Origin of the sequence: Burkholderia lata, from assembly GCF_902499025.1 — a bacterium.
Lineage (GTDB): Bacteria > Pseudomonadota > Gammaproteobacteria > Burkholderiales > Burkholderiaceae > Burkholderia > Burkholderia lata_C.
In genome coordinates, this window is sequence record NZ_CABVPW010000025.1 from 36,358 (window position 1) to 57,324 (window position 20,967).

Sequence of the window (20,967 nt, forward strand, 5' to 3'; positions counted from 1 at the left end):
CACTCGTTTGACCGAGTGGCGTTTTTTGAGGGTTATACGACCTTTGAGCCATACGCTTCGCGTTCCATACTTGGCGTGGAAGATCAAGCCGTGAACAGCACATAAACGCACTTGCGTTTTGAACTGACGGCCTGATCCATCACGACGAAGAAAGGAGCAGAAGATGAGGCTTAAAAACAAGTCGGCGTTAATCACCGGTGGTACCAGCGGCATCGGTCTTGCCACCGCGAAGCTGTTCATTGCGGAAGGCGCACGCGTAGCGGTGACGGGGCGCGACGACGCCGTGTTCGAGCGCGTGAAGGCCGAGCTTGGCGAGCATGCGCTCGTTCTCAAGGGCGACGTCCGTTCGATCAAGGACATGCGGGCGATTGCCGCCGAGGTAAAAGAGCAGTTCGGCGGCCTGGATATCGTGTTCGCGAACGCCGGCTGGGCGTTCCCGTCCGCCGTCGGCGACATCGACGACGCACTCTATGACGAGATCATGGACATCAACGTCAAGGGCGTGGTGTTCACGCTTCAGGCGGTGCTGCCCGACTTGCGGGAAGGCGCGTCGTTCATTCTCAATACCTCGTTCGTCGCGCAGACCGGCAAACATGGCATCTCGTTGACTGCGGCAGCGAAGGCCGCCGTGCGGTCGCTTGCACGCAGTTGGTCCTACGAGTTTCTCGACCGGAAAATCCGCTTCAACGCGATCGCGCCCGGCGCGATCGACACGCCGCTGCTCAGCAAGTGGGGCATGCCGGACGAATGGGTGCGCGACCGCAAAGCCGAGTTCGCCGAAACCATTCCGGTCGGCCGCCTGGGCAAGGCCGAGGACATCGCCAGCGCGGCACTCTATCTCGCCAGCGACGAATCCTCGTACGTCGTCGGCACCGAACTGGTCGTCGATGGCGGTGCTTCGCAGCTTTAAGCCTGCGATTACCGACTCCAGAGCCCCGCACATCATCGCGGCTCATCCACACATCCGATCTCACGTCCGCCACGCGTTTCGTCGCGGCGGCTATTCCATCCGGCCCAGCCTGGTTGCGCTCGCGGAGGGGCCGAAGTGCAAGGAGAAATGATCTTGACCGACAGTCACGATAACAATGCGTCCGGACAGCCGCTCACCCAAGCAGGTCGTTCGCGCCGAGACATGCTCAAGTTTGGCGGCGTTGCCACGCTTGGTGCCGTCCTGGGTGGCGGCGCCCTGCTTGGGCACGCCACCCCTGCTCTTGCGCAGGCAGGCAGCGAAGGGGTACTTGCGCCGAGCGACCCGCTCAACATCCTGATCGTCAATTACGACGGCGGGACGCTGCTCGACTTCGCCGGCCCCAGCGAGATCTTCCATCGACTCCCGAATACGAACGTTCGCTACGCAAGCCTCAATGGCGGCAACGTGACACTCGAATTCGGCGTCGTGTACGGCAAGACCGAACGGCTGGCCGATATCGACAAGACGGACGTGCTCCTGGTCCCCGGCGGGTCCGATCTGTCGGCGCCGATGCGCCCCGCGTATCAAGCGCAGATCCGGCGTCTGGCAGAAAGCGCCAGGCACGTGACGTCGGTGTGCAACGGATCGCTCGTGCTCGCCGCAACGGGCATTCTCAAGGGCAAGCGCAGCGCCTGCCATTGGGCGTTCGTCAACAAGCTGGCCGAATATGGCGCCATTCCCGTGCCCGATCGCTTCGTCGAGGACGACAACGGCCGGTTCATGAGCGGCGGCGGCGTGACGGCGGGCATCGACTTCGCACTTCGCGTCGCGGCGAAACTGCGCGGCCGGCAAGCCGCCGAATTCACGCAACTCGTGATCGAATACGATCCCGCGCCGCCGTTCCACTCCGGTCATCCGCGAGATGCGCAGCCGGAAGTGATCGCGATGGTCGACAAGGAACTGCCCGGCGCATCCAGGGGGCTCGCACGCATCCCGGGCGTTCGTTGAAACGCCTGCAGACAATGTGAGCAAGGCCATCTGCGGGCCTCGATGAACACCGTAGCCGACCTTGCCTGCTCCACCTTGAAGTATTCGCAGTCCTCTCAATTCAAGCCATGTCCGGAAATCACTCGATGCAACAGAATCGTGTTTTCACCGCTGCTCTTGCGGCCTGCGTCACCTATTTCGCGTTTGCAGCGCCGGCCACTGCCGGTGGTTCGCCACGTCCGCCCGAAGCGGCCATCAAAGCCGAGAATGCGCGATGGGCGGATGCCTTTGCGCGAGGCGACTACGAGGCGATCGGCCGCCTCTACACCAACGACGGCACGCTCTTGCCGCCCGGAGGCGACAAGGTCACGGGCAGCAGCGCGATCGTCGGGTACTTCACCAACGGGTATGCCGGGTCAAAGCCAGCCACCGTCTCGTTCAGCAATTACGAGTTCTACGGTAATGACCGGATGGTGACGGAGGTTTCGGATGCGGAGATCCACGACCACGATGGCAAGCTCAAATACCGCGGCAAGCAGATCCTCGTTTTTCTGAAGCAGGGCGGCGCCTGGAAGTTGCACCGCGACATGTGGAACGACTATGGTCCGCTGAAATCGGACGACCATTGATCGTCTGGCGAAACGGATCGTGACGCACCCGATGCGCCACCAAGCCGTCAGACGGACGTTGGCCACACAGCGCGCTGATCGGCCGGCGGTCGATCAACGCGCTCCGTTCGATCGGCTCTCGCGTCGAATCGCTTGCGGCGGGTGCCCATGCAGCTTGATGAAGGCCCGCCGCATCCGCTCCGGATCGGTGAATCCGACAGCCAGCGCAATCTGTTCGATCGGTTCGCTGCCACCCTGCAGACGCAGCCGCGCCGCTTCGACGCGCAAGCGCTCGACTGCCTTCGCAGGTGTTTCACCGGTTTCCCGGCGAAATGCGCGCCCGAACTGCCGCAAGCTCAATCGTGCGGCATCGGCGAGCCGCTCGACAGGCAACGCTTCGGCCAGATGTTCCCGGGCAAAATTCAGCGCGATGCGGATACGATCGGATTCCGGCTCCATCTGCGACATCGCCGAGAATTGCGACTGCCCTCCCGGCCGACGATACGGAACGACCAGCAGCCTCGATACAGCGCGCGCCACCTCCGAGCCCATGTCTCTTTCGATCATGCCGAGCGCGAGATCGATTCCGGAGGCGATGCCCGCCGATGTCCAGATACGGCCCGCTTCGATATAGATGCTATCGCTCTCGACCTTGATGCGAGGGAAGCGCGACTGCAGTTGACCCGCGTATCGCCAGTGCGTCGTCGCTCTCAAGCCGTCCAGCAAACCGGTTTCCGCAAGCAGAAACGCCCCCGTACACACGCTCGCCACCCGCGCGGCCCTGGCGCCGAGTTTTCTGGCTGCGGCGATGTTCTCCGATGTCTGCATCGGATCGACGTCACCGCCCACGAAAACGACCGTGTCGAACGTGCGCCTTCCGATCGGCTTCGTCTCGATCGAAACGCCCGTATTGCCCGGAACCGCGCCGCCGGGCTGCGAGACGACATGGAGGTCATAGGGCGTATGGCCCGCGGCCGTGGCCACCTGATTGAAGGCCGACAGTGGCCCCGCAAGATCAAGCGCATCGTAGCCGCGACAGACGAAAAATCCGATTCGATGCATGACGAAGTCGTTGACTGAAAGACCCGGTGAAAAACCCGGAAAGTCGCATTTTATCGGGAACCCTCAAATAGCGCCATTCGACCCGAAAAGAGGGAAAAACGTCGTTGACGTTCTGATCGATTGTCCGTACGACAAGATGCCCGGAACAGCACCGACATGTTTCCCACTGAGGAATCGACTCATCAGCTACGCTGCAGGTTTCGCCAACGCGTTCCACCCGCAACTTTCCGACTGAGCCACCTCAAAACATGCACGGTACAGAATTGAAGGTCGCCTCGCTGCCCCATCGGTTTCTCGACGCAGCGCTCGCCTTGCTCAATTCGGCGTTCGAGCAAGACCCTACGCTTGGTTGGTGTTTGTTCGCCGAAAGTCCGGGATTCGATGAGCGCCGGACACATTATCTCGGGAGCTACCTGAAGTATCACTACGATGCAGGCATGCCGGCTTTGGGTGCCTGGCGAAATGACGACCTCGTAGCGGTCAGCTACTTTGCACCAGCATCCAGCTGCGAATCGCCCCACCCGCTCGCAGCGCTGGGGCGCGACATCGCGACGGGTTGTGGCACGTCATCGTTGAGCCGGATCGATTTGCTTCGCGAGACTCCGCCCGTGAATTCCCTGGATACGGATTGCAGCCGGATTGAATTCATTGGCGTATCGCCGGGTCGGCAAGGCGAAGGAATTGGATCGGCGCTTCTGAGTGCGACGTTGTCACATCTTCGAGACATCGATCCGTCGGGGAAAATATCGTTGGAAACGGGAGAGCCGCGCAATATCCCGTTCTACGAACGTCATGCGTTTTCAGTCAGGGAGCGCAGGGAATATTCCGGACTGACGCAATACCGGTTGCAGACCATCTAGCCCCTGACATCGGCCGGACCGGGATGGGAACCCGCCCTGCCCACCCTACTCCGTATTCACCTTCCGCCACTGCATCGGCGACATCTCGTACCGCCCGCGAAACGCCCGACTGAACGCTGCTTCGGACGTATACCCGACCCGGCCGGCGATATTCGAAATCGGCGCGCGGCTGTACCGCAACAACTCCGCCGCCCGATCCAGGCGCCAGGTCGTGAGATAGCTCAACGGCGCCTGCCCGACGACACGCTGGAACCGGTCCGCAAAGGCCGAGCGCGACAGGTTCGACAACTCGGCGAGATCGCTGACGCTCCACGCACGCCCAGGATCCGCATGAATCGCGGACATCGCCGGGTTGATCCGGCTATCGATCGCGCCGGACAACCATCCGTGCCCTGCCGAGCCCTCCGTCGCCCAGGTGCGCAGCAACTGGACGAAGATGACATCCAGCAATCGGGAGATCATCGCGGCGGCGCCCGCGCGCGGACTCAACGCCTCGTCGAGGATGAAATGGCAGCTCAGCTCCAGCCACTCGAACGGCCGCTCCCGCAACCCTTTCAGCACCAGCACCGGCGGCAGCACGGACAGCAACCGTTGCGACAGCACACCGTCGAACCCGAAGTCGCCGCACAGCCAGGTGGTGTCGCCGCTCCCGATCGTCAGGCGCTCACGGTCGTAGTACTGTGGGGCGAGATCCGTGACGAGACGCGCAGAGCGGCCCGGCCGGTCGGAGATGACATGGCCGTGACCATGCATCAGCATGACCAGGTCTCCCTGCGACGCGTGGTATCGCTCCTCCAGCCCCTCCACTTCGATCGCCACACTGCCGCTGCGGATGATATGCAAACGATACTTTCCGGCAGGAAAGCGCAATCCGAAAGGCGCCGACGCCGCGCACGTGAAGACCGTATTGCCGCGAATGCGAATCAGCTCCAGCACGTCGGAAAAGGCATCCCGCTTGAAGGCGAACGGATCTGCGTCATCGTCCAGCGCCGTCGGCGTTTGAGCAAAGAATTCCGGCTTTTTGGCCATGTCGCGTACTCGGATGGTCTTTATGATGGACACATCATTCACGCTGAACGATGCCGGTGTCAAAGGCTATTCTCAAGGTGCACGGCACACGGCAACCGCGTAGTACCCGTTGTGTCGTTGCTGCCGGGCACGGGGCTGACGGATCCGGAAATACCGAGGTCTCACGGGCGTGATGTTCGTCATCCAGCGATCACAGGAGCAAGGATATGAATCCGGAAACGCGTACCGACACAGTTGTACTGATTCACGGTCTGTGGATGACACCGTTGTCGTGGGAACATTGGGTCACGCGCTACGAGCAGCGCGGCATGCGCGTCATCACGCCGGGATATCCGGGCGTCCAGCCGGGTACGGCCGGCGTCGAGGCGCTCCGCCGCGACCCGTCGCCGCTGGTGAATCTGGGCGTGCGCGAGATCTTCGATCACCTGGCCCGGACCATCGCGGCACTCGACACGAAGCCGATCATCATGGGGCACTCGTTCGGCGGCGCATTCGCGCAGCTTCTCCTCGACGCGGGCTACGGCTCGGCCGGTGTCTCGATCGACGGCGCTGCGGTGAAGGGCGTGTGGGCGCTGCCGTTCAGCGAGATCAAGGCAACGTTCCCGGTGCTGCGCAATCCGGCCAACCTGCATCGTGCGGTGCCCATCACCGAGAAAGACTTTCACTATGCATTCACGAACAACCTGAGCCTCGAGGAATCGAAGCGGGTTTATGACCGCTACGCGGTACCCGTGTCGGGGCGCATCCTGTTTCAAGGCGGATTCGCGAACGTCAACCCGAATGCCCCGACGCGCTACAACTTCGCAAACGACGATCGCGCACCGCTGCTCTTTATCGCCGGCGGCAACGACCACATCCTGCCGCCGGCCGTCCAGCGCGAGAATTTCGAAAGGAATGCGAAGGGCTCACGGGCGATCTCGGCGTACAAGCTGTTTGCCGGCCGCAGTCACTACACCTGTGGCGAGAAGGGCTGGGAGGACGTCGCGGACTTCGCACTCGACTGGGCGCTGGCGCCTGCGGCGGGGGATCTCGGCAAGAGCTGAGTTGCCCACCCATCGCACATCACCGGCTGCGGCGACGAATCCGCCCGCTCGCGTTCAACAACACGACCGGGCGGCCAATGCTGTCTGCAAATCGTGCCGTCGCCTGACTTGCAAAATCCCGCTATCACCACTTCGACCCGTCCCGCTTCGCTCGCCTGACGTTCATTCGTGATCGGTTCAGTGAACGGGACGATCCATTCGCGTTCCGTTTTCAGTGCGCGAGTTGCGTGTCGGCAGAAATTGCGCTGGATTGCCCCATCCCGGCACCCACGACCACGGGTGCAGGTCGGGCAATCCCTCCTGGCACGCGTCACGCGCACCCGCTTACACGGCCTTGGCAAGCTCCGCATCGATGGCCGCGACCAACTTCGGGTCGTCAGCGGCCGTGTCGGGCGAGAAACGCGCGACCACTTCGCCCGAACGGCTCACGAGAAACTTCTCGAAGTTCCACAGCACCTCGGGCGCCGGGTTCGGTTGAATACCGTAGCCTTCGAGGCGCGCACGGAACGGGCCGTCACCGGTCGCCTGCGGCTGCGCGTGGGTGAGCGAGCGATAGAGCGGATGCTGGTCGTCGCCGATCACGGAGATTTTCGAGAACAACGGAAACTTCACGCCGAAGGTGCCGGTGCAGAAAGACTGGATTTCCGCGTCGGTGCCCGGCTCCTGGCCCTTGAAGTTGTTGGCGGGGAACGCCAGCACTTCGAGGCCTTCGGCGCGCCTGCCTTCGTAGAGCGCTTCAAGACCTTCGTATTGCGGCGTCAGCCCGCATTTGGACGCCACGTTCACCACCAGCAGCACTTTGCCTTCGTAGGGGCGCAGGGTTGTCTGCGCACCGTCGATGGCGTTGACAGGAATATCGTAAATCGTGCTCATGTCTGCATCCTTCAATTGATCAAATTGATTGGCGAACCGCCGGGGCCGCGGTGTATCGCGTTCATTGGCAAGCCTGGCACGGCGTCGGCAAAGGCGCGCTATCGACGCTCGTGATCTGCCCGTAGCAGAGCCCTATCCTACTGCGATCAGTCAACTTCCTGCTTGCAGGCACGGGCCGCAGGTCAAACAGGCAGCCTCGAAAGACGCCCGACTTCGATACCCCGGCTGAGCGCCCGCATCAGCACCGCCTTGTTGCCGGGGCAAGCCATCCGCGGATGCGGCGCGTGGCGATATTCGAACCGTGGTCAGACTTCCGAACGCTCTACGACCACCTCACTGATTTGAAGCACGGGTTGTATATCCGTGTAATTGGCGATGTCGGCCATGATCTCCTGCGCGTGCGGGTCGCGGGCCGCCTCGAAAGCTTCGACAGAGGTGCAGACGAAGTCGCACTTGGCCACGTAAACAGGATCAGTGCCCGCAGCACCGCCTGCGATGCCCTTGTCCACCGTGTAGTACAGACATGCAGTGCCGAGCCGCTGCTTCACCATCGGCATGTGCCTCTCGCGGTAGTAAGCATGATCGAATCGTGCGCCGGCGGCGTACGGGTACATGACACTGACTTTGATCATCGGGTTCTCCTGTTGCTGCACGGTAATCGAGGCGCCGCCGCCCGCGAGACGACATCGAGGTCGCCCAAGGGTCAGAGATCTCCGCGCACTTCACCGGTTCCCAGTGCGCTCCGCTGCCGGTTGACTTCCGCCCAAAGCTCATCGCTGTCGTCATTGCGCAGCACGACCATGCAATCCAGTTGATCGTCGGTCACGCCGAAGTATTCCAGGATTTCCCGGCGAACCGCATCGACGAACTGCGCGAATTCCGGACTTGCCTCGGCCTGCGCGTGCAACGCGTCGTATGCGGCATCGTCCGCGCCGCCGCCGTGCTCGTCGATATAGCGCGAGATCCACTGGTCTCGTTCGTGGTCGTAATCCGCCTCGGCGCGCATCGCTTGCACAGCCGTGTAGAAATCCAATTGGGCAAACGCGGCGATCGCCGCCGTTTTCGCCTCGTCGAAGGTAGTCGTCATTCCATCTCTCATATTGGTCAGCGCGCATCATCGCACGGGTCGCACCCGGGCGGGTGCTTCGAATCTGGACGCCACAACACGCCGCCTGGCGCCGACGTCTGCAATGACTCCCGGTTACGGCCGTTGATCGCAGGGGTGTGAGTCAGAGCCGACTGGTGCCAGGTGCGGGTGGCAGTCATCGGCCCGACGGCAATCTACGCGCCGACTGCAACGCGCTTGGTCATTGGCACGCAAGCCAATTCGATTCCACGCGAAGTTCGATACGTTGAAACCACGTCGCCCGTCCAGCCGCAACGACGATAGAACGGCACCGCGTTCAGCGTTGCATCGAGACGGATTTCGACAAGGCCGTGATTGCCCGCCAATGTTTCGACAAACTGCAGAATCCCGTATCCAATGCCACGCCCCATGTGTGACGGCCGGACGAAGATTGCGTCCACTTGCCCGCTTGCGATCGTCAGCATACCCGTACCGACAACCCGCCCCTCATCGACGGCCACGTAGAAGTCACGCTCGACCATGCTGAACCATTTGTCTGAAGGCGTGCCATCCACCCATCCGGAAAGGGCTGCTTCGGGATAGTACCCGGCGCACGCGGCATGCACCGAGGCATGACGGATATCCCACGCGTCGAGGGCGTCATGGCAAGTCGCTTTTCGTATCGTCAGCATGCCACGCTCCTCGCTCCGAACGACCAGGTTGCCACGCCGGCGGCGTTCCGACGGACGTCAACACGTACTCTGTCATGCATGCAATCGCTCCTGACTGTGCCAATGCATTCGGAGCGACTGAAAAGACACGGCCCCGTCATGACTGGCGGGGCCGTTGAGGAAGTCTATATGTGATGTATGAACGTCACGATTCCCACGACTCGCCGTTGGCGGTCATGGTGCACATCATGGAGTTGAGCGCGTCGGAGTTCATCGGGCGATATTGCCTATCCAAAGCATGATCGTCAACGGGGCTTTGGCGACTTTCAACGATCTGAACGATCACGGCGAAGGTCTCGAACTGGCCGGATTCTTCCTTATGAAGCGGACGGTTCGACGCAATCACTTCGACGAATCAGGCCCCTTACCGCACGCAACAGATGTTGGTTTATCGTCGGGATCAGTGTTGCCGGAATCTCGTAAGGGCCTGCGGTTCGGAAATCGGCTGCGTGCATGATGTGAACCAATCCGACGTTGAACTGAACAAACGCTTCAATAGTCTGGTCGTTCCGCATCGCCGCCTTCATTGCATCTTCATCGAACCAGTGCGACGAATAGAGTGTGAACGTCGGTGCGTCGACGGGCGGAAGCGCCCGGAAGCCTGCGTGAACGAGCCAGTCGAATTGCGCCCGGTCCACCTTGACGATACTGGACGCGCCGTAACGACTGCTACCGCTGCGCGCGAGATGGTCGATCCACCAGTCGTTTTGCCATCGCTCGTAACCGAGCAACGCACCTTCCAGGCGCTCCATGTTTTCGCAGCCATCGCCGTGCAGGTTGAGGTTCTTACGAAAAAATTCCAGAGCCTCGATGCGCCACTCCTCGCCTTTGAGCGTATACAGGACTTGCCCGATTCGACGCGCTGGACGGCCGGGGCGGGCCGGTGCATCAAGGAGGATTTCGTGCGAGTGCAACACACCTTGGGCCACATACTCGTCGAAGCGAGCCTTCAGTACGACCGATGGCCGCCATTCGCTGTTGAATTCAATGAACCCGAATGGTTTTCGCCCTTGCACCATCAGAGCCAGCTCGTAACCGGTATGGATAAGATAAGGAATGCGAAACCGTTTATCGGCATACTTCGAGATAACGGCATCGCGCGAGCCGTGGTCAAACGCGATCGAGAAAGCTTCGCAAATGGCGGCGACCTGTGCCGGTGACAGAAGATAGTAGTCGTCGAGGTCCGCATCCTCGGGTGCGTCCGGGTCGACCAGCCGCCGCAGCGCGTCCAGGTCGTCGGTTTCGAATCGAACCTCGAGGCACGGGTACAGAAGATCCGGATCGATCGCCGACAGAATGAACGAGGTGCTCGGATAGCTCATGGCAGTTTCCGGTGCGTCAGTTTGAAGACATCGAGATACGCCAGATACTTTGCGCAACGTCGGACTGCCACGTCGTTACCCGATACGCATGCAGAACGTTGCCGTCAGAATCCGGCGGCCGGATCATCCGCAATCGGAATCGATCCGAATCGCGACGCCGAGTGACAGACAATCCCGTTCAGGCCGCTGATAAACTCGGACTTCTTGGCGAGAATAGCAGGTGTCCTGATGCCTCGAGTACGACAAACTGCTGTCCCGGGAGCGATATTCGGGATTCCGCGCAAGGATGGAAAAGTCGTTGTTGGGCAGGTTCTGGAGACATGGGAATGGTACCCGGGCATTATGTGCATCGCCGTTTTCGATTGCGTGACGTCGCTCGCGGAGGCAATTGATTTATCGGTGCTGCCTACGTCTTCGGTCATGTCAGTAACGTCAACTGCAAATGCGGCGATCACGAAGAGGCACTGGCCTGCCCTCGGATCGTTGCCTGTGCTTGTCGATCCGAGGTTCTCACCTCATCGGAAATTTGCAGAGGCCAAGTACGCGGGCGCCATGTGGCACTCGAGTCTGATAATCGAGGATCTCGTCAACGCATATTATGGTTTTTCAACATGTGAGCCCTACCCAGGCAGGCCAGGGCACCTTCGATCATTGCTTTTTCCGGTTGATCGCGGAAATCCACGGGCACCAGACGCAATCGAAGGCGGATTGAAGTAGAAAGCTGGTCTAGACCACGTACCGATGGATGGACAGCCATGCCGCGAAGGCGCCAGGCTTCAGCGTTCAAAAAACCGGATCGCCCTTCTTTACGCGTTTACGCCACTGCAACAATACCGTCATTATCACGAACGGCGAAATGCATTGTCGTTGGGGCGAGGTCTCCGGGTATAACACTCGCCTCATCATCTCCAGCCATCAAGATTGCGGCCCTGAGGGGATCGGTTTCTTCCGCACGGACGGCGCAAATGGTAAAGCGCACATCGTGTGAAGTCATCTGATTATCGGCTCGCTTCGTGACGCGAATTTTCTTCCGGTTCTCTTTCGGGATACCCACTCGCAAAATTAGCAGTTGCCGGGCGTGACCAGTAAGGGTAATTTCCTATCGGCCATTTCTTTTCCAATTACACGCTAACTGCGATCACAGATGACGTCGAAAGTCTCGACAGATGCAGAACTTGCCTACGACGAGATCCGGTCGAGGATCTTTGACGGCCGCCTTGCGCCTGGGCAGAAAGTATCGCATCGAGGCCTGTCGGACGAGCTTGGCTTCGGCCACATGCCCGTGCGCAGCGCATTGCATTTGCTCGAGGCCGAAGGGCTGGTCGTCGTGATCGAAAAGAGTGGGACCTATGTCGCATCGCCGACGACGAGCGATCTCCGCGAAATTTTCGAAATGCGGCTGGCCCTCGAGAGTACGGCGGCGTTTCTTGCAGCCAAATCAGGGGTAACGGCGGACCTTCGCGAGGCGGCCGAGAAAATGCAGGAGCTGATTGACCAGGACGTCGCGGACATCATGCTCGAGCAACGTATCGGTTGGGTGTTTCATCAAGCGTTGTTTGCCGCCGCAAGGAACGCGCGAATCTCGTCGGCGTATGGTCTATTGCGGGCCCAAACGCTGGCGCTGAACGAACTCCCGCGTAGCGACGCTGAAACCGTTCGGCGCGGCACGATCGAGCACCTGCACATCTTTCACGCAATCGAAGCGAACAACGGCGAGCTTGCACGTCAGCACATGTGGAATCACATCGTTGACGGTACGCCCGCACGGATAAAACTACTCAAGGCGCGGCATGAACACGAAAAATAAGGGGCTTTCGCTCCCGATCCAGATGCTTGGCGGGCTTGTCCTGGGCGTCGCTTGCGGCGTATTTGCGCCAGACTTTGCCGCGAAACTCGGCTTTCTAAGCGCGATGTTCGGCCACGCGATCAAGATGGTCGTCATGCCGTTGATCTTCCTGTCGGTCACGGTCGGGGTCTTTCGTGCGGGCCGACTTCGCGAGCGGCTTGGAAAAGTCGCACTGTCCAGTATCGCCTTCTTCGTTTTAATGACCGGCCTGGCTGCATCGCTCGGCCTGCTGCTCAACTTTGCATTTCGACCGGGTCTCGGGGCGAGCCTCACTCACTCTGGATCGATGCCCACAGCACTCGCGTCCAGCATCGACTGGACGAAATTTCTCGTTGATTTGATCCCCGCGAACATCGTCGCTGCGCTCGCTGCAGGGAACTCTCTCCCGGTACTCGTATTCGGCGTCATTTTCGGTGCAGCATTGTCGGCAGCCCCGGAGCGTGCCGAGCCTGCGATTGCCGTTTTCGAGGCGCTGCTGTCGGGACTGTTCAAGATGACCCAGTGGGTGATCGCATGGTCGCCGCTCGCGATCTTCGCCGCGATCGCGCAACTGTTGTCAGCCAAGGGCTTTACCGGTGTGCACTCGCTCGTCGAGCTTCTGGGCGTGGCGTATCTCGGCATGGCGGTGCTGGCGGTTGTCCTCACCATCGTCATTCGCGTCGCCGGTCAGTCGCCTCTCGCCGTTCTCAGGAAGGTGAAGGAACCCCTGATCCTTGGTTTCACGACGCGCTCGTCCGAAATTACGTACCCGTTGCACCTGAAGAAGCTGGTTGAATTCGGCGTTCCCTACGGCGTGGCGTCCACGATTCTGCCGCTGGCATATATTTTCAATCGCGACGGCGCGGTCCTCTACACAGCCCTTGCGGTCGGCTATCTGGCCGACGCCTATCATCTTGCCTGGTCCTGGCCGCTGGTGATTACGATTTTGATCTTGACGATCATCACCATCGACGGAGCAGCCAATGTGCCCTCCGGGGCGATCGTCGCCATCACCATCGTTCTGACGTCGATCGGGTTGCCGGCCGATGCGGTGCTGCTGCTGTTGGGCGTCGACGCCTTTTTCGACATGGGGAGAACTGCCCTCAACGTCTACGGGAGCACCGCGGCAGCTGCTGTTGCAGTGAGACTTTCCGGTTCGGACAGTGTCCCCGCAGAAACCGTGACGGGTCAGGCAAGCGTGTAGGTGCTTCGGATGCGACGGGCGCAGCGCGTTTCAATGTTGCGCCCGCCCGTCGCAAGACGCTGGGGCACATCCACTCGCGCATCCCGGTGCGGCGACGAGAACAGGATTGGATGAACGTTCGCAGTTATTGATCTTCAGTGAGCAGAGCGACGTATCTTTTGCAGGGGAAACAGTATGGTGGGTTCGGAATCTGCAGATTTCTTTATGCTGCGCTTAGGCACGCCGCATCCGACATGGGCGCTGACCGATGACAGCAACGTGATTGGCATGGGCGACTGTGACGGCGTGATGAGTGCCCTGTTCGAGCTGGATCGCAACCAGGTCGCACGGATTAGAGGATTGGGCCAATCGGTCGAGAGAATCAGGTGTATGTGCGACCGCGCTGGCCGGGAGCTGCACTTTTATCTCCATGGCAGACAGATGTCTCGCAGCGTGTGGGCCGGGGTCGCGTCGGCCGATCCCGACTATCTGCCGACTAACGCGATGATCGCAGCATGGGAAGTACCGAAGAAGCCCTGCGATACCTTCAAGTTTCCGAGCGTGAGTGACCGTCTGATCGCATCCGCCAGCCCGGCCTAAACTGCGATCACAGATTGTCGCGCAAGTGTAAGCCGGAAAGCCCCCGATGTTCGGGGCCGATCGTTTGACGTGATCGTCTGGCTGCACGCGCACGCCGTTCAGTGTCTTTGGTTCTGGCACACATCAACCTCGGATCGCCAGGACCGTTTTGCTGGCCAGTTCACCGGCCAGCGTTTTTCATTCATGGGTATGCGCATCGAGCGACGCCCTTGCATCGCGAGGCTCAATCGCACGACTACGCGCAAGCCCGCAAACATCACATCAACCATGCAGCAGTGCCTGCGCCGCACCTGACAAGACGCAACACGCGAAGTTACGCCAAGCCCTGCGCCCGCCCGTTCCGAGACCGAGACCTCCGCCCCCTCAACTGCTCTACGGCGCTCACCGCATCGCCGCCCAAGCCGCCTGCTCGCCCCGGGCATTCCCCGCTCGAACAAAATCCGAAACATTCAGCGAAACCGTATCGGCCTTCGCACTCGAGCGCATCTTTCGCGCAACCGCCAGGATCGGAGTCAAGTGCTCGTAAAAGCACTCGAGCTGCCGCGCGTCGGATGCCAGTCGCTCGAGGTCGCACGCCTTCTCGAGAATCAACCGGGCAATATGAAAACGCTGAAGTCCGCGGCCGATCCGAACCTGAAACACGACGCCATCGCTGCTATGCGGCACCCCCGCCCACACAAGCGAACTGCGATCCATAAAGCCTCCGAAAAATCATAATCGTCACATCAATATGCCAGCCCGCTCCGACGTTGCATATTTGTATTTCAAAATTGTGGCGATTCATACATTGGCATTTTCGCGAATCCTGAATATTGCGCCGCAGCAAAAGAGCCCGTAGACTGAGTTCGCGTCCAATGTAGTTGCCCCGCAGTCGCCCCATGACGGGAGAGCACGCCATGACGACTTCTTCACCCGCACTGGCCCAAGCGCCCCCTGCCCTCCACGTGTTCCAGCAGGATGGAGGCTGGCACTGGGGTATTACGATTCCTCGCGCCACGGGATCCGGCTTCAAACTCATCGCATTCAGTACCGACAGCTTTTCCACTGAAGACACCGCCCAACGCGACGGCGATCGGGCGTTGGCGTCCATCGTCGCAAGTGACGTGCATTGAACCTGGCGGATCGAGCAATTGCGCCCTCCTTGAATTTTCACAGTCAACTGCAATACTCCTATCACCCTTCGTTGCGAGACCGCTTGCCGCGCACGATGACGGACTTCGCCCCTTGTCTGACCTACCCGATCGTCGGTGACGATCAAGACCGTCCGCTCTCTGCCTGCGGCCTCGGTTGGGGTACGTTTCAATCAAGCTCCCGGCGGACGTCATGCGAGAAACATGCGGCATCGAGGCTGCTGCCCCCACGCAATGGCTCACCGTGTTTGAAAGCAATCGAGAGAAGATCGCTGCCGCGGTCGATCGACAGACGTTGCCGAAAGGCGGCCGGCAGATCCCACTCGACAAGTCAGACTTCTCAACCGAGGCCTGCTTGCGGGCCGACATGCCGATAGCAGACAGGAGGCGTTACATGAACATCCGGATCTTGATGCCCTGCACCCTCGTTCTTGTTGCCCTCAGTGCTCACGCGGCAGATATCACCGGCGCAGGCAGCACTTTTGCCGCACCGATTTACGCAAAGTGGGCAGACGCGTACAAGAAGGCGGGCGGTGGCAAGGTCAACTATCAAGGCATCGGCTCGTCGGGCGGCCTGAAGCAAATCAACGCGAAGACGGTCGATTTTGCCGGCTCGGATGCTCCGCTGAAGGATGACGAACTCGCGAAGGAAGGCCTGTTCCAGTTCCCGACGGTGGTCGGCGGCGTGGTGCCGGTCGTCAACGTGCCGGGTGTGAAGGCCGGCGAACTGACGCTGTCGGGCCCGGTGCTCGGCGACATCTACCTCGGCAAGATCACGAAGTGGAACGACCCGGCGATCGCCGCGCTGAACCCGAAGGTCAAGCTATCGGATGCGGACATCGCCGTGGTGCGCCGGGCTGACGGTTCGGGCACGAGTTTCATCTGGACGAACTACCTGTCGAAGGTCAACGGCGCGTGGAAGTCGAAGGTCGGCGAAGGCACGACGGTCAACTGGCCGACGGGCACCGGCGGCAAGGGCAACGATGGCGTAGCAGCGTTCGTGCAGCGCCTGCCGGGCGCGATCGGTTACGTCGAATGGGCGTACGCGAAGAAAAACAACATGGTCTATACGGCCCTGAAGAACTCGACGGGCACGGTGGTCGAACCGAAGACGGAAACGTTCAAGGCCGCGGCTGCAGGCGCGAACTGGTCGAAGTCGTTCTACCAGATCCTGACGGACGAGCCGGGCAAGGACGCATGGCCGGTTGTCGGCGCGACGTTCGTGCTGCTGCACGCAACCCAGGAGAAGCCGGCACAAGGTGCGGAAACGCTGAAGTTCTTCGACTGGGCATTCCACAACGGCAACGCGGCCGCCACGGATCTGGACTACATCTCGCTTCCCGATTCGGTGGTGTCCGAAATCCGCAAGCAATGGAAAGCGAAAATCAAGGATGCGTCCGGCAAGCCGGTTGCAAACTGAGCGCCACTGCGTGCAACCGAGTGCTCCGGATGGGACGCGCAATCGCCTGCGTTCGCCCCACGGCGAAGACGAACGACCCTTCGATGCGCGTCCGGAATGTCGGTCACGACCGACAATCGACGCACACCGCGATGGCGCGTGTGCTTGAATTGAACACGGGACGGACGCACGGCCGATCACGTTGCAATCAGCGGACAATTTGCGCCATGAGCGAAGAAGCGCTTCACCGAACCCACGCGTTCCTGAAAGGCATGACCCCATGCCTTGCGAAGCCTGCACGAACCTGCACGTGACTTCCGATCCTGTCGCCCATCGGGAACTGGTGGAGTTGCACAAGCCAACGAAATTGCGGCCGCTAGGACGGCCTGCCATAGTCGTGCGCCAGTATCGCTGCCGTCTTTGTCATACGAACTGGTTGGTGGAGTCCGATCCGTTGCAAGCCGGCGTCGCTGAATGGCTCTGCCTGAACGGGTCGGCGAACATTCTCGCGCCTGCTTCCACGCGGCAGCCGAACGACGCGGCAACCGGGCACACCGTAGAAGCCGGTAACGGGACCACGACGTTACGGCTGAACCCGGCGCCCTGCGATGGAGGGAGCGCCATTTTTTATCAAGCTACGGCAGGTAAGGCTTGATGTTCGTCAGCGCACGAGCAACGTACTCTTCCTTCTCCCCGACCGGCGCCACGTAGTGCAGTGCGCTCCGCGCGGCTTCCTCGCCTTCCAGGCGGGCAATGATCCATGCGGCCAGATACTGCGAAGCAAAGCAGCCGCCCGCCGTTGCGACGTTACCCTGAGCGAAGAATGGCTGATTGAGGACTTCGACGCCCGCCTCGACGACCCAGGGTTTGGTCGTGTGGTCCGTACAGGCCGGGATGCTGTCGAGAAGGCCAAGCTTTGCCAGCACCAGCGTGCCCGAACATTGGGCACCGATCAGTTGCCGGGCAGGATCGAGATTCAACTGCGCCATCAGCGACGCGTCGTTGACGACATCCCGGGTCTGAATGCCGCTCCCGACGATGACGGCATCCGCCGTGCTTGCGTCAGCCAACGTCGACTGCGCCTGCACGGTCACACCATTCATCGAAGTGACGAAATGCTCCGGGCATGAAAGCGTGACCCGCCAGTCGGGCTTCTTGATTCGATTGAGCACGCCCAGTGCGATGAGGGAATCGAGTTCGTTGAAGCCCTGGAAGGTCAGGATCGCGATGTGCATGGAGTGCCCTGTCTGAGGTCTGCCGATGCATATTGCCAGATCGCGGTGACGAACGGATTTACGTCACCGCAAACTTGCTGCTGCGATCACCGGGACGTGGTCAGGGGGGGCGGTTCGCGTTCTCGCATCAGCGCTACGTTCCGGACCGGCTGTGATCGACCTACTGCTGCCGTTCGGCCCGACGGCGTTCGAACGGCAGCGACCACGGTACAACGGTCAATCGTGGTTTTCTCGATGCACGAAGATCTTTCTCCCCTCAAAGCGCTCTTGCACACCTTGCTGGCAATTCGTCGGACACTTGACTACACCATCCGCGCTCTCGCCTGCCACGGTGACCGCTTTGTAGACAACGGATTCGATGAGCGTCCCGTCGGCCGCGACGACGATGTTCAGATCGGTCTCGACGCCGGCCGGCACGGCTCCGCCGGTGGTATAGACGGTGCTCATGGTGCCGGTGCAATCGGAGTTCACCGTGTAGGTGCCGGTCTGGTGCGGATTGAACGTGGTCTGCCCACCTTTCGGCAGGCCGCCGATCACCCCGAAGTCGGTGCGTGAAAAATGGCTCGTACCGTCGAACGTCACCAGGGCGACATCATCGAGGATCGACGGGGCCGCGTAGGGATGCACCTTGCCATCGGTACCGATCAATCCAAGAATCTCTCCGTGACCAATAAACTCGAACGCTCCCTTCAGCGTTGCGTTCGAGCAAAGGCCGTCGGCCTGCGCGGCACCACTGAGAGATAGAAGGACAACAGCTGCGGCAGACAGAACGCTTAGACGCTTGCTTTTCATGTTCATCTCCAAGTCATGAATCGGGCGCTCAACTTGATCAAGCGGGGCGGGTTGCTTCCTTAACCGACCGAACTGCATGCATCCGCTAACAGGAATCGAAAACTGGCACGGTTCCGCTTGGCTACTGTCGGGTTGCGAAATCCCTTGTGGCCAAACTTCACGATTTTGGTGGCGATATACGACCGGCTTCCCGCTGCGTGCCACGTCACGCCCGTTGCGTGCCCATGCACAAGCCAACGCGCAGGCATGACGCCACCCGGCGCGCGGGATGGCCGTACAGGCGAGTGGATGCTTGAAGATGGAGACGTAGGGTGTCTAGACGGTGCGCGTGAGGCAAGTGTCCATAGTCGTCGCCTTCCTTCCCTTCGTTAACTACCGACTACCCCCGGACACAAAGCAGGCCCACGACAACCTGGTGAGCAAAACGATTTGTTATTGAACGAACATAGACGCGCGATTGCGGGATTACAAGGCAACGTTAAGTTATTTTGGAAATAAAAAAGACAGTGGAATCCGTGTAATTTCAGACGTGTCAAATGGGTTTCTATTTTTTGAATAAATCGTCTTATTTTAAGAATAGAGGCGGACGGGCCGCCATCGGATTGCACGAGAACGAGGATGATTCGCGTGCACGGAAATTGCGGGCGAATGCAGCGGGAGGATTCCAGCGTCGACCTGCTGCAAACAGTCGATCCTGCGACTTTTATCGCATGGGTCGAACGGCCGTTTGCCGGGGCGGAACGGTCGCCCTGATGTCCGACCAACGCTGCTGGCGAGCGACGTTTTGTGGCCGGTAGCAACTACCGATGCGGGACGCTTGAAGCGGTCGGCGGCGTCCCCTGCTTTGCCGAGTCGGTGCTTAACACGGTCAACGGGTTGCGGCGCAATGCCGACGCTCCTGCGAGCAGCACCTCAACTTGGTCGCGAGCCGTTGATCGATCGATTGACACCCTGAACCTCGACGCGGGCATTCGCGAGTCGTACGAACGAGGATTGTCGCGGCGTGTCATCCTATGCGACGGCGACCGGCGTTCGCGCGACAAACTCGCCGAAAAAACTTCGGCGATAATTCGCGAATTCGACATGTGACCTGCGCACCGCACTAGGTGCGCGTCTCGGCGATGACGAGGAGCAGGAGCAGGAGCAGGAGCAGGAGCAGGAGCAGGAGCAGGAGCAGGAGTTTTGCCCAACAAAGAAGCGCATGGTTCATCATGCGCGTGAGCAACGAATGGCGCGCCTCGGTGTGGATTGAGCGCACGGACGACGGACCGCAATCGATTCCCGAATGCCATCGATCCAGTGGCGCCCCTTATCAAAACTACGGCTCGTTCCGAGTCTTTTTCAACGCTTCGCGAGATCTGCATGACGACCGCCACACAAACCACACAATACTGGCACGGCACAACCGTGGGTTGGCTCGACCTGAATAACCCGGCCACAAACCGCACATACGGATTTCAGCCGGGACTGCATCAATTTGGCGAAACAGACTCCGCTCAAGAATTTGTCTGGCTCACGGAATACGAACAGACGGCCCGCAATCAGACGACCATTTCACTTGATGCAGTCAAGCGGCGCCAGACGGCGGGGAAAAATCCGTTTGCGAATCGTCCGATGGCTGCCGGTCGCTACGTCTATCAAGTGGAGCCTAGCAAATTCGCCGTTCGGATCGACTTGGGCGCAAAGCTGCTAACCCAGGACATGCTCGACACGCTGGCGAGCGCCGTCGAGGATACGGTGAGCGAGCTAGGGCCGAAATCCATCTTCGATACGATCGGGTTCACGACGCCTGCAATCCGACAGAAGGAGTTTGCTAACTTCGATCATGGGTGGCTCGACTGGCTGGGTCGCGAGTTGGGGCTTTACGACGCAAAGCAAAACTCCCTCACGAGCGACGACGAGCGCTATTCCCGCATCATGACCCTTGCCAGACATGCCGGCATCAACTGGATTGCCAATATCCAGGCGCACCCGCACCCCGCTGGCGGGTTGTATGCTTCCAAAGACAATGGGTATCGAGACTGGGCCGTGGTGCCTAGAGTCAGGCTATCCGGTGGCGACCTGGTGCGCACCTACAAGATCGTGAACAAATACCCGATCCCGTAAAAGTAGCCAGCCCTCGGCATTGTTCCGTCGGTTGTCGTTTCGTACCGTGGTTGACCCGGAACGGCGCGGTAGCTTATTGCCTCATCGAGCGTTGCTCGCATGACGAGGAGTTCAATTCAACGCGATTGCTGGTCGACTCGTTGAAAACGCGCGCATGCCATAATTCGCCCGTTCCCGAGCTACCGGACGCATCGTGTCATACGCGA

At 60.3% G+C, this 20,967-nt stretch carries 25 protein-coding genes; 14 read left to right on the top strand and 11 right to left on the bottom strand.

Features of this window, described 5'->3' with window-relative positions; genetic code table 11:
• Positions 1 to 163 precede the first annotated feature (163 nt).
• The 3 genes from BDI24065_RS24130 (at position 164) to BDI24065_RS24140 (ending at position 2,526) form a co-directional block, all read left to right on the top strand.
• Positions 164 to 910 carry an SDR family oxidoreductase gene (locus BDI24065_RS24130; RefSeq protein WP_175033361.1) on the top strand — a complete coding sequence of 249 codons (747 nt, stop codon included), beginning with the start codon at positions 164 to 166 and terminating at the stop codon, positions 908 to 910.
• A 153-nt stretch (positions 911 to 1,063) separates the two neighbouring features.
• The gene (locus BDI24065_RS24135) at positions 1,064 to 1,918 is read left to right on the top strand and encodes a DJ-1/PfpI family protein (protein ID WP_175033362.1); all 855 of its coding nucleotides are present in this window, start codon (positions 1,064 to 1,066) and stop codon (positions 1,916 to 1,918) included.
• A gap of 125 nt (positions 1,919 to 2,043) precedes the next feature.
• Positions 2,044 to 2,526, top strand: a complete 483-nt coding sequence (locus tag BDI24065_RS24140; RefSeq protein WP_175033363.1) for a YybH family protein — start codon at positions 2,044 to 2,046, stop codon at positions 2,524 to 2,526.
• A 93-nt stretch (positions 2,527 to 2,619) separates the two neighbouring features.
• Here BDI24065_RS24140 and BDI24065_RS24145 read toward each other — a convergent pair whose 3' ends face one another.
• Entirely contained in the window at positions 2,620 to 3,567 is a 948-nt protein-coding gene (locus BDI24065_RS24145; protein WP_175033364.1) for a GlxA family transcriptional regulator, read from the bottom strand.
• Positions 3,568 to 3,815: 248 nt separating this feature from the next.
• On the opposite strand from BDI24065_RS24145, the gene BDI24065_RS24150 reads away from it, so the two are divergent.
• Positions 3,816 to 4,427: a GNAT family N-acetyltransferase gene (locus tag BDI24065_RS24150; RefSeq protein WP_175033365.1), complete on the top strand. Its 612-nt coding sequence runs from the start codon at positions 3,816 to 3,818 to the stop codon at positions 4,425 to 4,427.
• A 45-nt stretch (positions 4,428 to 4,472) separates the two neighbouring features.
• Here BDI24065_RS24150 and BDI24065_RS24155 read toward each other — a convergent pair whose 3' ends face one another.
• Positions 4,473 to 5,456 carry an AraC family transcriptional regulator gene (locus BDI24065_RS24155; protein ID WP_175033366.1) on the bottom strand — a complete coding sequence of 328 codons (984 nt, stop codon included), beginning with the start codon at positions 5,454 to 5,456 and terminating at the stop codon, positions 4,473 to 4,475.
• 206 nt (positions 5,457 to 5,662) lie between these two features.
• Between BDI24065_RS24155 and BDI24065_RS24160 the strand changes: the two genes are divergently transcribed.
• Positions 5,663 to 6,499 (top strand): alpha/beta hydrolase, encoded by an 837-nt coding sequence (locus BDI24065_RS24160; protein ID WP_175033367.1) that lies wholly within the window; start codon positions 5,663 to 5,665, stop codon positions 6,497 to 6,499.
• A 324-nt stretch (positions 6,500 to 6,823) separates the two neighbouring features.
• On the opposite strand, the gene BDI24065_RS24165 is transcribed toward BDI24065_RS24160, so the two are convergent.
• The 6 genes from BDI24065_RS24165 to BDI24065_RS41140 all read right to left on the bottom strand — a co-directional run bounded on the left by BDI24065_RS24165 (position 6,824) and on the right by BDI24065_RS41140 (position 10,491).
• Positions 6,824 to 7,372 carry a glutathione peroxidase gene (locus BDI24065_RS24165; RefSeq protein ID WP_175033368.1) on the bottom strand — a complete coding sequence of 183 codons (549 nt, stop codon included), beginning with the start codon at positions 7,370 to 7,372 and terminating at the stop codon, positions 6,824 to 6,826.
• Positions 7,373 to 7,677: 305 nt separating this feature from the next.
• Positions 7,678 to 8,004, bottom strand: a complete 327-nt coding sequence (locus BDI24065_RS24170; protein WP_175033369.1) for an EthD family reductase — start codon at positions 8,002 to 8,004, stop codon at positions 7,678 to 7,680.
• Between the two features lie 71 nt (positions 8,005 to 8,075).
• Entirely contained in the window at positions 8,076 to 8,459 is a 384-nt protein-coding gene (locus BDI24065_RS24175) for an ATP-dependent protease (RefSeq protein ID WP_175033370.1), read from the bottom strand.
• A gap of 194 nt (positions 8,460 to 8,653) precedes the next feature.
• Positions 8,654 to 9,130 carry a GNAT family N-acetyltransferase gene (locus tag BDI24065_RS24180; RefSeq protein ID WP_175033371.1) on the bottom strand — a complete coding sequence of 159 codons (477 nt, stop codon included), beginning with the start codon at positions 9,128 to 9,130 and terminating at the stop codon, positions 8,654 to 8,656.
• Between the two features lie 184 nt (positions 9,131 to 9,314).
• The gene (locus BDI24065_RS24185) at positions 9,315 to 9,455 is read right to left on the bottom strand and encodes a hypothetical protein (protein ID WP_175033372.1); all 141 of its coding nucleotides are present in this window, start codon (positions 9,453 to 9,455) and stop codon (positions 9,315 to 9,317) included.
• 31 nt (positions 9,456 to 9,486) lie between these two features.
• Complete coding sequence (locus tag BDI24065_RS41140; RefSeq protein ID WP_254609849.1) at positions 9,487 to 10,491, bottom strand: hypothetical protein; 1,005 nt, start codon at positions 10,489 to 10,491, stop codon at positions 9,487 to 9,489.
• Positions 10,492 to 11,236: 745 nt separating this feature from the next.
• On the opposite strand from BDI24065_RS41140, the gene BDI24065_RS24200 reads away from it, so the two are divergent.
• The 5 genes from BDI24065_RS24200 (at position 11,237) to BDI24065_RS24220 (ending at position 14,393) form a co-directional block, all read left to right on the top strand.
• Positions 11,237 to 11,479: a hypothetical protein gene (locus BDI24065_RS24200; protein ID WP_175033374.1), complete on the top strand. Its 243-nt coding sequence runs from the start codon at positions 11,237 to 11,239 to the stop codon at positions 11,477 to 11,479.
• Between the two features lie 156 nt (positions 11,480 to 11,635).
• Positions 11,636 to 12,298: a GntR family transcriptional regulator gene (locus BDI24065_RS24205; protein WP_175033375.1), complete on the top strand. Its 663-nt coding sequence runs from the start codon at positions 11,636 to 11,638 to the stop codon at positions 12,296 to 12,298.
• On the top strand, positions 12,282 to 13,520 hold the full coding sequence (locus BDI24065_RS24210; RefSeq protein ID WP_175033376.1) for a dicarboxylate/amino acid:cation symporter: 1,239 nt from the start codon (positions 12,282 to 12,284) through the stop codon (positions 13,518 to 13,520). Before BDI24065_RS24205 ends, BDI24065_RS24210 begins: the two co-directional genes overlap by 17 nt.
• 174 nt (positions 13,521 to 13,694) lie before the next feature.
• Complete coding sequence (locus tag BDI24065_RS24215; RefSeq protein WP_175033377.1) at positions 13,695 to 14,099, top strand: hypothetical protein; 405 nt, start codon at positions 13,695 to 13,697, stop codon at positions 14,097 to 14,099.
• A 69-nt stretch (positions 14,100 to 14,168) separates the two neighbouring features.
• Positions 14,169 to 14,393 carry a hypothetical protein gene (locus tag BDI24065_RS24220; protein ID WP_175033378.1) on the top strand — a complete coding sequence of 75 codons (225 nt, stop codon included), beginning with the start codon at positions 14,169 to 14,171 and terminating at the stop codon, positions 14,391 to 14,393.
• Between the two features lie 87 nt (positions 14,394 to 14,480).
• Here the strand turns inward: BDI24065_RS24220 and BDI24065_RS24225 are convergent, their stop codons facing one another.
• On the bottom strand, positions 14,481 to 14,795 hold the full coding sequence (locus BDI24065_RS24225; RefSeq protein ID WP_175033379.1) for a hypothetical protein: 315 nt from the start codon (positions 14,793 to 14,795) through the stop codon (positions 14,481 to 14,483).
• Positions 14,796 to 14,995: 200 nt separating this feature from the next.
• Here BDI24065_RS24225 and BDI24065_RS24230 point away from each other — a divergent pair, with 200 nt between their 5' ends.
• Both BDI24065_RS24230 and pstS read left to right on the top strand, forming a co-directional pair.
• Entirely contained in the window at positions 14,996 to 15,211 is a 216-nt protein-coding gene (locus tag BDI24065_RS24230) for a hypothetical protein (RefSeq protein WP_175033380.1), read from the top strand.
• 412 nt (positions 15,212 to 15,623) lie between these two features.
• The gene (gene pstS, locus BDI24065_RS24235) at positions 15,624 to 16,649 is read left to right on the top strand and encodes a phosphate ABC transporter substrate-binding protein PstS (protein ID WP_175033381.1); all 1,026 of its coding nucleotides are present in this window, start codon (positions 15,624 to 15,626) and stop codon (positions 16,647 to 16,649) included.
• Between the two features lie 614 nt (positions 16,650 to 17,263).
• On the opposite strand, the gene BDI24065_RS24240 is transcribed toward pstS, so the two are convergent.
• The gene (locus BDI24065_RS24240) at positions 17,264 to 17,863 is read right to left on the bottom strand and encodes a DJ-1/PfpI family protein (protein ID WP_175033382.1); all 600 of its coding nucleotides are present in this window, start codon (positions 17,861 to 17,863) and stop codon (positions 17,264 to 17,266) included.
• A gap of 216 nt (positions 17,864 to 18,079) precedes the next feature.
• Positions 18,080 to 18,655, bottom strand: a complete 576-nt coding sequence (locus BDI24065_RS24245; RefSeq protein WP_175033383.1) for a hypothetical protein — start codon at positions 18,653 to 18,655, stop codon at positions 18,080 to 18,082.
• Between the two features lie 786 nt (positions 18,656 to 19,441).
• Here BDI24065_RS24245 and BDI24065_RS24250 point away from each other — a divergent pair.
• Positions 19,442 to 19,744 carry a hypothetical protein gene (locus tag BDI24065_RS24250; RefSeq protein WP_175033384.1) on the top strand — a complete coding sequence of 101 codons (303 nt, stop codon included), beginning with the start codon at positions 19,442 to 19,444 and terminating at the stop codon, positions 19,742 to 19,744.
• Positions 19,745 to 20,017: 273 nt separating this feature from the next.
• Entirely contained in the window at positions 20,018 to 20,761 is a 744-nt protein-coding gene (locus BDI24065_RS24255) for a hypothetical protein (RefSeq protein ID WP_175033385.1), read from the top strand.
• The last annotated feature ends 206 nt before the right edge of the window (positions 20,762 to 20,967 follow it).